Origin of the sequence: Arthrobacter sp. PGP41, assembly GCF_002953935.1 — a bacterium.
In the GTDB taxonomy this organism is placed as follows: Bacteria; Actinomycetota; Actinomycetes; order Actinomycetales; family Micrococcaceae; genus Arthrobacter.
Window position 1 is genome coordinate 2,968,774 of record NZ_CP026514.1, and the last position, 12,508, is coordinate 2,981,281.

A 12,508-nucleotide genomic window follows, 5' to 3' on the forward strand; every position below is an offset into this window, starting at 1 on the left:
GTCCGGGCCATCGCCGTTTGAGATTAGTCGGACAACCAGTCCTGCAGTGCCCGCAGGCAGGTCCGAATGGCTTCAGCGTCCACGTGCTCGTTGTCCTTATGCGCCAGCAGCGGGTCGCCGGGGCCGAAGTTCACTGCCGGGATCCCCAGTTCGCTGAAGCGAGCGACGTCGGTCCAGCCGTACTTGGGCTTAGGCTCGGCCCCAACCGCCGCAACGAAGGATGCCGCGGCGGGGTGGTGGAGGCCGGGCCGCGCCCCGGCGGCGGCATCGGTACGGACCACGTCGAATCCCTCAAGGAGTTCCCGCACCACGGCTTCGGCCTGGTCCGGCGTCTTGTCCGGGGCGAAGCGGTAGTTGATCTCCACAACGCAGCGGTCCGGAATGACGTTTCCGGCAGTGCCGCCGTTGATCTTTACGGCGTTGAGGCTTTCCCGGTACTCCAGTCCGTCCACGTTGACGGTTGCCGGCTGGTAGGCCGCAAGCCTCTCCAGGACGGGCGCTGCCGCGTGGATGGCATTGCTGCCCATCCACGCGCGAGCTGAATGGGCAGCTTCCCCCACCGTCGTTACCTCAAACCGGCTGGTGCCGTTGCAGCCGCCTTCCACCGTCCCGTGGGTTGGTTCCAGCAGGATCGCGAAGTCTCCGTCCAGCAGCTGGCCGTGGTTCCGCACCAGCCGCCCAAGGCCGCTCTTGACGGCCTCGACTTCCTCGTGATCGTAGAAGACAAAGGTGACGTCCCGCTTCGGCGAGGCGCCGTCGTCGAACATTGCGGCGGCCAGCGCAAGCTGCACCGCGACGCCGCCCTTCATGTCCGTCGCGCCGCGGCCGTACAGTATCCCTTTGCCGGGAACACCCGATGCCCAGGTGGAGGGTACGGTCCCTCTGGCACCGTCCGCCAGGGGCAGCGGAACGGTGTCCAGATGCCCCGCCAGGATAACCCGTTCCGGACAGCCCAACTCAGTACGGGCGATCATCGAATCCCCGTCCCGGAGCACGCTCAATTGGGGGATGCCCAGCAGCGCCGCTTCTATGGCGTCCGCCAGTTCCGTTTCATTCCCGGACACACTGTTGATGTCCATGATGGCGGCTGTAAGGAGCGCAACGTCCTGGCGGAGGTCGAGCGTCAGGGTGGAAGGGTCCGGAGTGGTTTCGGCAGTCACGAAGCCAGTCTAGTTCGGACCCTGCCGCTGCCCCTCGATAGACTGGGGCCATGACTGAGACTGCTTCTTCCGCCGTGCCCGAAACCTCGAACGCAACCACCGACGAACGCTCTGCCTACGGGTTCGGCGTGGCCACCATTTCCACTGGTGACGGCACCGTATTGGATGTGTGGTTTCCGGCACCGGCCCTGGGTGTTGCGGCCGAGAACCTGCGTTCCGTTGAAAACGCGGATGAGTCCCTCGCCCTGATCGCCGGGAACGGCGCCGACGAGGACCGCGGCACGGAACAGAAAGTGGTTTTTGTCCAGATCAACCTCGATGAGGCGCCGGCCGATACCGCCGATGCGTACCTGCGCCTGCACCTCCTCTCGCACCGCCTGGTCCAGCCCAACACCATCAACCTGGACGGCATCTTCGGCAACCTGCCCAACGTCGTGTGGACCAACTACGGCCCCGCCCCGGTGGAGGGGTTCGAGCTGACCCGCGCGCGGCTGCGGCGCCGTGGCGCCGTCACTGTTTACGGCATCGACAAGTTTCCGCGCATGGTGGACTACGTGGTGCCCACCGGTGTAAGGATTGCCGACGCCGACCGCGTGCGCCTGGGTGCCCACCTGGCCGAAGGCACCACCGTGATGCACGAAGGTTTCGTCAACTTCAACGCGGGAACCCTGGGCACCTCCATGGTGGAGGGCCGTATCTCTGCCGGCGTCGTGACCGGCAACGGCAGCGACGTCGGCGGCGGCGCGTCCATCATGGGCACCCTCTCCGGCGGGGGCAAGGAAAAAATCACCATCGGCGAGCGGGTCCTGCTGGGCGCCAACTCAGGCGTCGGCATCAGCATCGGTGACGACTCCGTGGTGGAGGCCGGGCTCTACGTGACGGCGGGAACCCGCGTCCGCATCCCGGGACCAAAGGATGAGGTGGGTGAAGACACCACCAAGATCGTCAAGGCCGCGGAACTGTCCGGCGTGCCCAACCTGCTGTTCCGCCGCAACTCCACCACGGGCGCGGTGGAGGTCCTCCCCCGCCAGGGCCAGACCGTGGAGCTGAACGACGCCCTGCACGCCAACTGATCCCTCCATGGCACGAAGACGCAGCCTGCGCACCCTCGCGGTACTGGTGCTCACCCTGGCACTGGTAGCCGGCGGCACCTACTCGGCCGTGTTTTTCCTGCAGCGTTCCGAAACCCTCGTTTCGGAACGCTGCAGGGCCGTCATCGGCGAACGGACATCCGAGCTGGCCCCGGACCAGGCCGTCTATGCCGCGCTGATCACCGCCGTTGCGGTGCAGCGCGGACTTCCGCCGCGGGCCGCGAGCATTGCGCTGGCCACCGCCATGCAGGAGTCCAAGCTGCGCAACATTGAGCATGGAGACAAGGCCGGCCCGGATTCCCGCGGGCTGTTCCAGCAGCGTCCTTCCCAAGGGTGGGGAACCGAGGCGCAGATCATGGATCCGTACTATGCGGCGAACGCCTTTTACGACGCCCTGGTAAAGATCCCCGGGTATGAGTCACTGGAAATTACCGAGGCAGCCCAGCGTGTGCAGCGCTCCGCCTATCCCGCGGCCTACGCGCAGCACGAGGAAATGGGACGGACTTTTGCCTCCGGCCTGACCGGCCAGACGCCCGAGGCCGTCCAATGCACCCTTCGGGCGGCCGGCACCGGCGGCGATGCCGCAGCAGTGTCCGCCGAGCTGGACCAGGCATATGGTCCGCTGGAAACAACTGTTGACGGTGAGACCCTGGTGGTCGAGGCCGCGGGAAGCCAGGCGTGGTCCGTGGCCCAATGGGCGGTCGCCAACGCCAAAGGCTTTGAGGTCACGCAGGTCGAGGTGGCGGGCAGAAGCTGGAACCGTGCAGCGCGGGACGGCTGGCAGGAAGCTGCGGGTTCGGAGGGCGGGGTGCGGATCACGGTGGCTGCGGGAGACGCCCGCAGCTGAGGACCGGCGGCTCGGCCAGGCGGGAGGTGGAGACTCCCTAAACCAGGATCTCCACCACTGGCTGCACGTAGCTGCGGAAAAGCTCCGGCTCGCCCATCAGCTTGTTGCTCATGAGGATTTTGTCCGGCTCCATGTACCAGGCCCGTTGTTCGTTCAACGGCAGCTCGATGATGGTCAGCTTGAAGTCACGGGAATCACGGCCCACCTCCATGAGCCTGTCATCCACCATGTCCTCAAGAAGCTGGTCAGCGCCGGTTGCAGCCCGCTCCGCCTCAATCTCGGCGTACTCACTCCTGCGCTCCCGCGCCCAGGTAAGGGCAGCCCCGAAGTGTGCCTGCAGCACCCGCTGCAGCGCGGGTGAATTGCCGAAGGCCTCGAAGTTGGGCGGGGACAGTTCCGGGGACGTCTGGGGATGGGCTTTGAGCAGCTGTTCCCACCAGGCTTCCCACTCTGTCTTCAGGGCACTCAAACCACCAACATCGGCGGTCAGGTGCGAATGGTCGGCGCGGCGGACCTTGGGCGCTGCATGGGACAAGGATGGCTGGCCTGCCCCGTCAAGCCCTGCCGTATCCCGGACGTACAGGGCTATCATCATGGGCCCTGACGTGTCCGTGGTGATTTGCCACCTGGTACCGCTTGTCTGGTGCATCCGATGTCCTTCCGTGGCGTGCTCTTACCGGGGTTGGGTGATCGGGCAGCGCCCCCTGCTAATCAGTGTATTCCCCCCAATGCCCACGTTAGTGGCTGTCATCACATCCCGTCGAGGTGCCTTTCCAGGACGTCAACGCACATTTCGTGCGTCATCCATCCGGGTTGCAGCAGTGCATGCATGCACAGCCCGTCGAGCGTTGCCAGCAGCCGCTCCGCCTCCAGCACAAGGCTTTCCTGCGGCTCGCCCTCCGGCATCAAGGCGCTGACCACGCTTCCCACAATGACCGCAACCTCCCGGTGGCTCCGGTCTGCCTCAGCGGCGAGGAACGGCCGGACCCTGGCAGCATTCTTGAACGCCATCCAGGCGCACGCCTCCAGCGCCCGCTGCTCATCCAGGGGCAGGATTCCGCACAGCAGGGTTAAAACTGCCCCGCGGTGCCCGGCGGAGCCGGGCACTGCATCGTGCACAGCGGGCAGAGATGCTTCAAGGCGGCCTACGATGCGGTCCACCACCGCAGTGAAGGAGAAGGAGAGCAGTTCCTCGCTCCCGGAGAAATAGTGCCGTACGGAACCGACAGCCAACCCGGCTTCATCGGCCACTTCCCGCAGCGAGGCCCGTTCCAGCCCGTCACCTGCAATGATCCGGAGAACTGCTTCAACCACGTCCTGGCGCCGGGCTTCGGCATCTACTATTTTGGGCACTACTTCTATTTAGCATGGATGTGCTCTATTGCGGGCCCCGGCATGCCGTGCATGCATGCATCGGACATGGCACCTGCTGCCCGGCATCCGGGACGAGGCGGCAGCGGCCGGTGATGTTGGGATAGCGTTGAGGCATGAAAATTCTGGTCACCGGAGGCACCGGCTACATTGGTTCCCACACTGTTTTGTCCCTGCAGGAAGCCGGCCATGACGTCGTGGTCATCGACAACCTGGTCAACTCCAGTGAAGAGTCCCTCCGCCGGGTAGCCGAACTCAGCGGGAAGACTGCCGAATTCCATAATGTCGACCTCGTGGACGAGGCTGCCGTAGAGCGGGTCTTCGCCGCCGGAACCATTGACGCCGTGATCCACTTTGCAGGGCTGAAAGCCGTGGGCGAGTCCGTCCGCGAGCCGCTCAAGTACTACTACAACAACCTGGTGGGGACCCTGAACCTCATCCGGGTGATGGACCGCCACGATGTCCGGTCCATCGTGTTCAGCTCCTCAGCCACCGTCTACGGCGAACACAACCCCATCCCCTACGTCGAAAAGATGGAGATCGGGGCCAACAACCCCTACGGCCGCACCAAGGAGCAGATCGAGGACATCCTCTCGGACCTCGGGTCAGCCGACACCCGCTGGCACATTGCCCTGCTGCGCTACTTCAACCCGGTTGGCGCCCACCCCTCCGGCCGGATCGGCGAGGACCCCCAGGGCATTCCCAACAACCTGGTTCCGTTCATCGCGCAGGTGGCCGTGGGCCGCCGGGAAAAACTGATGGTGTTCGGCGGCGACTATGACACTCCCGACGGCACGTGCCTGCGCGACTACATCCACGTCGTCGACCTAGCCGAGGGCCACGTGGCCGCGCTGAACCACGTTGCGGACCGTGCCGGTGTGTTCCGCTGGAACCTTGGCTCCGGCAAGGGCTCCTCCGTCCTGGAGGTTCTCCGCTCGTTCGAGAAGGCGGTGGGCAGGCCTATCCCCTACGAGATCACCGGCCGCCGCGCGGGCGACCTCCCGGCCTTCTGGGCCGACGCCACCTCCGCCCTGGCCGACCTCAGCTGGGCCACCACCAAGACAGTGGACCAGATGTGCGAGGACCACTGGCGCTGGCAAAAGAACAACCCAAATGGCTACTTGGCTTAAAACCGCAACGCGGGGTCACTTAACGTCCTTCCAGGACGATTTATCGGGCGTGGAGTGACCCCGCGTTGCTTTAAGTGGTGATGAACGACGGCGGCTGCCCACCTCGCAAGGTGGGCAGCCGCCGTCGTAATTGCAGTTATTGGTCCGGAGGCTAGCGGACCGGGTAGTCCCGCTCCGGCTCGCCGATGTACAGCTGGCGGGGGCGGCCGATCTTGGTGTTGGGGTCGCTGATCATCTCGCGCCACTGGGCAATCCAGCCCGGGAGGCGGCCGATGGCGAACAGCACCGTGAACATCTTCTCCGGGAAGCCCATGGCCTTGTAGATCAGGCCGGTGTAGAAGTCCACGTTCGGGTAGAGCTTGCGCTGGATGAAGTAGTCGTCGTTCAACGCCTTCTCTTCCAAGCGCAAAGCGATGTCCAGCAGTTCGTCGTTGCCGCCGAGCTTGCTGAGGATCTCGTGGGCCGTGGCCTTGACGATCTTGGCGCGGGGATCGTAGTTCTTGTAGACGCGGTGCCCGAAGCCCATGAGGCGGACGCCGTCTTCCTTGTTCTTGACCTTCTCCATGTAGTCCTCGGGCTTGGTGCCGTCGGCCTGGATCTGGCGGAGCATCTTGAGCACGGCCTCGTTGGCGCCGCCGTGGGCCGGGCCGAAGAGCGCGTTGATCCCTGCGGATACTGAGGCGAAGAGGTTGGCGTTGGAGGAGCCCACCAGCCGCACCGTGGAGGTGGAGCAGTTCTGTTCGTGGTCCGCGTGCAGGATGAGCAGCAGGTCCAGTGCCTTCGCGACGACGGGGTCCACTTCGTACTGTTCGGCCGGAAGCCCGAAGCTGAGGCGCAGGAAGTTCTCCACCAGGTTGTGGGAGTTGTCCGGGTACAGCATGGGCTGGCCGATGGACTTCTTGTGCGCATACGCCGCGATGACCGGGAGCTTGGCCATCAGGCGGATCGTGGAAACTTCCACCTGTTCTGCGTTGAACGGGTCCAGCGAGTCCTGGTAGAAGGTGGACAGCGCGGAAACGGCCGAGGAGAGGACGGGCATGGGGTGCGCGTCACGGGGGAAGCCGCCGAAGAAGCCCTTGAGCTCCTCATGCAGCAGGGTGTGCCGCCGGATCTTCTGGTCGAACGCGTCCAGCTCCGTGGGCGTGGGCAGGTTGCCGTAGATCAGCAGGTAGGACACCTCGAGGAAGCTGGAGTGCTGCGCCAGCTGCTCGATGGGGTATCCGCGGTACCGCAGGATGCCCGCATCGCCATCGATGTAGGTGATGGCCGAGGTGGTGGCTGCGGTGTTCATGAAGCCAGGGTCAAAGGTGACTGCGCCCGTCTGCTTCAGCAGCTTGGAAACGTCGTAGCCTTCGTTCCCTTCAATAACCTGGATGCGCGGGAGCTTAAGCTCGCCTCCTGCGTGGAGCAGGGTCGCTGCGTTGTTGGTCTCAGTCATGGAGTCCCCTTCATGAGGCTTCTGGGCCTCTGTCGAAAGCTTGATCCAACATCAGGTGAGCCGCGCACTGACCCTGAGAACACAGGTTCCAACACCCGGGCTGCCTTCTTGTAGAGGGCCACCATTGATAGTCACTTAAAAAGTACCCGCTCCTTGGCGGGTGTCACTAATCCAAGACGCGGCCGAAGCCCCTAAAATAGGGCCCTTGTGGCGCGAGTCACACCATTGTTACGGTGCTGTTCTACTGCCGCGCCGGTGCCAGCCGGGACACTGCGGCATCGATGCGCTCATCCGAACCCGTCAAGGCCACGCGGATGTAGCCGTTGCCCGCCTCGCCGTAGAAAACCCCGGGGCCCACAACGATGCCGCGCTCTGCCAGCCGCCCCACTGTGTCCCACGTGCTCTCCCCCGCGGTGGACCAAAGGTACAGTCCGGCGTCGGAATCCTTGATCTCCAGGCCGAAGTCCAGCAGGGCCGGGACCAGCCGTTCGCGGCGCCCGCGGTACAGGTCCTTCTGCGCCTCTACGTGGGCGTCGTCGCCGAGCGCCACCCGCATGGCCTCCTGGACCGGGTAGGGGACAATCATGCCTGCGTGCTTGCGGCTGTTGACCAGGTTGGGCATCAAGTCAGGATCTCCGGCCACAAATGCCGCGCGGTAGCCTGCCACGTTGGACTGCTTGCTGAGGGAGTAGACGGCGAGGAGCCCCCGATGGGAGCCTCCTGCTACCCGGGGGTCCAGGATACTGGGAACGGCCTGGCCGCCGCGCTGGACGTCCCAATCGCCCCAGCCCAGCTCTGCGTAGCACTCGTCCGAAGCCACCACGGCGCCCAGCCCACGGGCCTGGTCCACGAGCGTTTTCAGGGATTCCACGCCCCGGACACTGCCTGTGGGGTTTCCGGGCGAGTTGACCCAGATGAGCCTTACCCGCGCCCGCGTGGCGTCGTCGAGTTCGTCCAGGTTGTCCGTCGCCACGGACGCGGCACCGGCGAGGGTGGCCCCGATGTCATAGGTGGGGTAGGCCACCTTGGGGCGCACGACGACGTCTCCGGGCTTAAGCCCCAACAGGAGCGGCAGCCATGCCACCAGTTCCTTGGAGCCCACGGTGGGCATGATGTTGCGGGGATCGAGGCCGGCAACCCCGCGGCGCCGCTCAAACCACCCCGCAATCGCTTCGCGGAGGGCCGGGGTGCCATGGACGGTGGGGTATCCCGGGGCGTCGGCGGCCGCCTTCAGCGCATCCTGGATCAGGGCGGGGGTGGGGTCAACGGGGGTGCCGATGGACAGATTGACGGCCCCGTCCGGGTGCTGCGCGGCCTTGGCGGCATACGGCGCCATGGCCTCCCACGGGTAATCAGGCAGGTCCAGGCCAAAGGTTCTTTCTGCTGCGGTCACGGTCCCTGCCCGGGTCAGTGGTCTTGGTTCTGCGGCGGCAGCGCGGCGATCATCGGGTGGTCCTTGCCCGTGTTGCCGATCTTCGCGGCGCCTCCAGGGGAACCGAGGTCATCAAAGAACTCCACGTTGGCCTTGTAGTAGTCCGCCCATTCCTCCGGGGTGTCATCCTCGTAGTAAATGGCTTCAACCGGGCACACCGGTTCACAGGCACCGCAGTCCACGCACTCGTCCGGATGGATGTACAGCGAACGCTCGCCTTCGTAGATGCAGTCGACGGGGCACTCCTCAATACATGCCTTGTCCTTGACATCTACACACGGCTGCGCGATTACGTACGTCACGTCCCTGGCCTCTCCACGTTGGTTCCGGCGACCGCCGGTTCTTGCATCCGGCAACTGCGGCCGGACTCTTGACATCTGAGCCTATTATCTCCCAGCCCGTTCCCGCGAACCTAGCCGGGGCACCTAGTATGAACTGGTGAGTCAGCCTATACCCACTCCTTCCGGGTTCCTCTCATCCGCAACGCCTGGAACGAGGGTTGTGGTGCGCTACCGCATAGAGGACGGGCTCACGGATGCCCTCGGGCACCTCCTGGCCTGCGACGCCGGTGCGTGCACCATCCGCACGCGGCAGGCCGACGTCGTCATTCCCCTGGACCGTGTGGTGGCTGCCAAGGAAGTGCCGCCGGCACCGGAGCGCCGCCGGCCGCGCGCCTAGGCGGCCCACGCTGCGCAGGGACTGCCTCTGCAGCGCGCCATCGTCTCGATGCTGGGCGGATGGATACATGCCCCGCGCCACCCTGCGCACCGTGCCGTCAAGCACGCCCGCATCAATGGTCCGGCGGGAGACGCCCGCCTGCCGCAGGACGCGGGCGCCCGCTACTCCGAGGGCAATTCATTGCGCGGGGACTGCGCCCGCGCACCAAACCCGGGCCTTACTGCTCAGGGCGGAACGCAGAATGCCACCGGCACAGGGCCGGTGGCATTCTGGGGAACGCGGGGTTGCTAGACCTTGGCGCGGGCGCGGTTGGCCTTGGCACGCTCGTTGGTGTCCAGGATGACCTTGCGGATGCGGATTGCTTCCGGGGTAACCTCCACGCACTCGTCCTCGCGGGCGAACTCAAGGGACTCTTCGAGGGTCAGGTCGCGCGGCGGCGTCAGGTTCTCGAAGGTGTCGGAGGAGGCTGCACGCATGTTGGTGAGCTTCTTTTCCTTGGTGATGTTGACGTCCATATCGTCGGCGCGGGAGTTCTCGCCCACGATCATGCCCTCGTAGACCTCGGACGTGGGCTTCACGAAGAAGGAGCCGCGTTCCTGCAGGTTGATCATGGCGAACGGGGTCACAACGCCGGCGCGGTCAGCGATCATCGAGCCGTTGGTGCGGTACTCGATGGGGCCGGCCCACGGCTCGTAGCCCTCGGAAATTGAGGCTGCGATGCCTGCGCCGCGGGTGTCCGTGAGGAACTTGGTACGGAAACCGATCAAGCCGCGGGCCGGGACGATGAACTCCATCCGGCACCAGCCGGTGCCGTGGTTGGCCATGTTGGTCATGCGGCCCTTGCGGGCTGCCATCAGCTGCGTGACGGCGCCGAGGTACTCTTCCGGCACGTCGATGGTCATGTGCTCCATCGGCTCGTGGACCTTGCCGTCGATGGTCTTTGTGACAACCTGCGGCTTGCCCACGGTCAGCTCGAAGCCTTCGCGGCGCATCTGCTCAACCAGGATGGCCAGCGCGAGCTCGCCACGGCCCTGGACTTCCCAGGCGTCGGGACGCTCGGTGGGCAGAACCTTGATGGAGACGTTACCGATCAGTTCCTTGTCCAGGCGATCCTTCACCTGGCGGGCCGTGACCTTGGCACCCTTGACCTTGCCGGCCAGCGGCGAGGTGTTGATACCGATGGTCATGGAGATCGCGGGATCGTCCACGGTGATCAGCGGCAGCGGCTGCGGGTTCTCGGCATCGGTCAGGGTCTCACCGATGGTGATTTCCTCGATGCCGGCGACGGCGACAATCTCGCCCGGCCCGGCGGATTCTGCCGGAACGCGGTCCAGCGCCTTGGTGGCCAGGAGCTCGGTGATTTTGACGTTCTTGAGTTCACCGTTGGCGCGGGCCCAGGCAACTGTCTGGCCCTTGCGCAGGGTGCCGTTGTAGATGCGCAGCAGCGCCAGGCGGCCCAGGAACGGGGAAGCGTCCAGGTTCGTGACGTGCGCCTGCAGGACACCTTCGGGGTTGTAGGTGGGAGCCGGGATGTGCTCGATGATGGTCTTGAACAGCGGCTCAAGGTCCTCGTTGTCCGGGGCGGCACCATTGGCGGGCTGCTCCAGCGACGCGCGGCCAACCTTGGCGGCGGCGTAGACAACCGGAACCTCAAGGACCTTGTCCAGGTCCAGGTCCGGCACCTCATCGGCAAGGTCGGAGGCCAGGCCCAGGAGCAGGTCCATGGACTCGTGGACCACTTCGTCGATGCGGGCGTCGGGACGGTCGGTCTTGTTGACCAACAGGATCACGGGAAGGTGCGCAGCCAGGGCCTTGCGCAGCACGAAGCGGGTCTGGGGCAGCGGGCCTTCAGAGGCATCAACGAGGAGGACAACGCCGTCAACCATGGACAGGCCGCGTTCCACCTCGCCACCGAAGTCGGCGTGGCCGGGGGTGTCAATGACGTTGATCGTGATGGTCTGGCCGTTGGAGGACGGACCGTTGTAGGCCACCGTGGTGTTCTTGGCCAGGATGGTGATGCCCTTTTCGCGCTCCAGGTCACCGGAGTCCATCACGCGGTCTTCGAGGTGGTTGTGCTCGGCAAAGGAGTTGGTCTGCTTGAGCATGGCGTCGACCAGCGTGGTCTTGCCGTGGTCAACGTGGGCCACAATCGCGACGTTGCGGAGGTCACTGCGTGATGCAGTGGCTACCGCGGTGTTGGTGGTGGTTTCAGACATGCGTAATGGCTCGATTCAGTGGGTCAGCTTTGAGGCATCGCGACATTTCCAACTGGAACGCACGACGGATCCGGCCCTTAGCACAGGGCACCTTCCCCAAGTCTAGCCGCACAGGCATTTATTGGCCTAAATTTTTCATCTGTCCGCGGATCCGGCGGCCCGCCAACCGCCCCGCCGCGGCGCATGTTTGTGGGCAAGATCACTGGCGGATCCTGCGGCGATGCCACATGATTGCTCTGACATACCGCGCGAGCCTGAAAGACACCAGATGCGAAATGCCTTGGCCGCCGTGGCCTGGAACCGCCGCCGTACCGCGGCCGGAGCCGTTGCGGTTATCGCCGTGACCGGCGCCATTTTCCTCTCCGGCTGCGCCCTGCCCGCCCCGTCCGTCGAGGGCCCAGCGTTCGTGTCCGCGGGGGCTGCCGCTTCCGGCGTCCTCAACCCTGGCAACGGCCGGCTTGAGGCGGTGGTCCCGGAGATCGGCAGGACCGTCCTCCTGATCGGCGATTCACAATCCGAGCCGGCCGACGGCTGGCCGCGCCTGGGCCTGGCCGCTGCGGGATACCGGGTGTACTTCTGCGGCAGGGGCGGCACCGGCTTTGTCACGTCGAAAGGTGCCACCGGCAACTACATCGATGCGCTCCTGCGCGGTGACTGGCTGCTCCCGGCCGGCACGCCCGCGTTGATCGTGGTGCAGGGCGGCGGCAATGATGCCACCAGCGGGGCCAGTGACAGCGCCATCGTTGCCAATGCTGAGCGCCTGATCGGGGAGCTCCAAAGGCGGTACCCGGGCACGCGCCTGGCGATGATCGGAACACTGGCCCGCGGCGAAGGCCATGGCGGAGGCCGGCGAAGCGAAGTCGACGCCCTGCTCGGCTCCGTGGCGGCGGCCCACGGCCTGCCCTTTGTATCCGTGGGTGACTGGCTAACCAAATACGGCCTTGTTAAGGACCTCGCGGATTCCGTGCATATGAACCCGGGGGGCCGCCGGGCGCTGGGCACGCTCCTTGAGGGCCACCTCCGCGAGCTGGGCTTGGAGCGAAAGCCGACGGCTGACGCTCACCCGCTGCTGGATGCGCGCACCGGAGACGCGGGTCTGGGCCAGGACTGAAAACAGCAACGGCCGGCGCCGGAGTCTGATACCC

General features: G+C 65.4%; 12 protein-coding genes. 5 read left to right on the forward strand and 7 right to left on the reverse strand.

Annotation, left to right across the window (positions count from 1 at the left end):
• Positions 1–23: 23 nt before the first annotated feature.
• Complete coding sequence (gene dapE / locus C3B78_RS13500; protein ID WP_104998524.1) at positions 24–1,160, reverse strand: succinyl-diaminopimelate desuccinylase; 1,137 nt, start codon at positions 1,158–1,160, stop codon at positions 24–26.
• A gap of 50 nt (positions 1,161–1,210) precedes the next feature.
• Here dapE and dapD point away from each other — a divergent pair, with 50 nt between their 5' ends.
• Positions 1,211–2,233 (forward strand): 2,3,4,5-tetrahydropyridine-2,6-dicarboxylate N-succinyltransferase, encoded by a 1,023-nt coding sequence (gene dapD / locus C3B78_RS13505; RefSeq protein WP_104998525.1) that lies wholly within the window; start codon positions 1,211–1,213, stop codon positions 2,231–2,233.
• A 7-nt stretch (positions 2,234–2,240) separates the two neighbouring features.
• A complete protein-coding gene (locus C3B78_RS13510; protein WP_104998526.1) occupies positions 2,241–3,098 on the forward strand; it encodes a hypothetical protein in 858 nt (285 codons plus the stop codon).
• A 37-nt stretch (positions 3,099–3,135) separates the two neighbouring features.
• Here C3B78_RS13510 and C3B78_RS13515 read toward each other — a convergent pair whose 3' ends face one another.
• Positions 3,136–3,747, reverse strand: coding sequence for a hypothetical protein (locus C3B78_RS13515; RefSeq protein ID WP_104998527.1), 612 nt, complete (start codon positions 3,745–3,747; stop codon positions 3,136–3,138).
• 101 nt (positions 3,748–3,848) lie between these two features.
• The gene (locus C3B78_RS13520; protein WP_104998528.1) at positions 3,849–4,451 is read right to left on the reverse strand and encodes a TetR/AcrR family transcriptional regulator; all 603 of its coding nucleotides are present in this window, start codon (positions 4,449–4,451) and stop codon (positions 3,849–3,851) included.
• Positions 4,452–4,585: 134 nt separating this feature from the next.
• Here C3B78_RS13520 and galE point away from each other — a divergent pair, with 134 nt between their 5' ends.
• Positions 4,586–5,599 (forward strand): UDP-glucose 4-epimerase GalE, encoded by a 1,014-nt coding sequence (galE, locus tag C3B78_RS13525; RefSeq protein ID WP_104998529.1) that lies wholly within the window; start codon positions 4,586–4,588, stop codon positions 5,597–5,599.
• Positions 5,600–5,750: 151 nt separating this feature from the next.
• Here the strand turns inward: galE and C3B78_RS13530 are convergent, their stop codons facing one another.
• From C3B78_RS13530 to fdxA, 3 genes are all read right to left on the reverse strand, one after another.
• Complete coding sequence (locus C3B78_RS13530; protein WP_104998530.1) at positions 5,751–7,037, reverse strand: citrate synthase; 1,287 nt, start codon at positions 7,035–7,037, stop codon at positions 5,751–5,753.
• Between the two features lie 241 nt (positions 7,038–7,278).
• Positions 7,279–8,430: a succinyldiaminopimelate transaminase gene (gene dapC / locus C3B78_RS13535; RefSeq protein WP_104998531.1), complete on the reverse strand. Its 1,152-nt coding sequence runs from the start codon at positions 8,428–8,430 to the stop codon at positions 7,279–7,281.
• 14 nt (positions 8,431–8,444) lie between these two features.
• On the reverse strand, positions 8,445–8,771 hold the full coding sequence (gene fdxA / locus C3B78_RS13540) for a ferredoxin (protein ID WP_013601705.1): 327 nt from the start codon (positions 8,769–8,771) through the stop codon (positions 8,445–8,447).
• Between the two features lie 136 nt (positions 8,772–8,907).
• On the opposite strand from fdxA, the gene C3B78_RS13545 reads away from it, so the two are divergent.
• Positions 8,908–9,147 (forward strand): putative acetyltransferase, encoded by a 240-nt coding sequence (locus tag C3B78_RS13545; protein ID WP_104998532.1) that lies wholly within the window; start codon positions 8,908–8,910, stop codon positions 9,145–9,147.
• A gap of 287 nt (positions 9,148–9,434) precedes the next feature.
• Here C3B78_RS13545 and typA read toward each other — a convergent pair whose 3' ends face one another.
• Positions 9,435–11,363 (reverse strand): translational GTPase TypA, encoded by a 1,929-nt coding sequence (gene typA / locus C3B78_RS13550; protein ID WP_104998533.1) that lies wholly within the window; start codon positions 11,361–11,363, stop codon positions 9,435–9,437.
• A 268-nt stretch (positions 11,364–11,631) separates the two neighbouring features.
• Here typA and C3B78_RS13555 point away from each other — a divergent pair, with 268 nt between their 5' ends.
• Complete coding sequence (locus C3B78_RS13555) at positions 11,632–12,474, forward strand: SGNH/GDSL hydrolase family protein (RefSeq protein WP_104998534.1); 843 nt, start codon at positions 11,632–11,634, stop codon at positions 12,472–12,474.
• Positions 12,475–12,508: the final 34 nt, after the last annotated feature.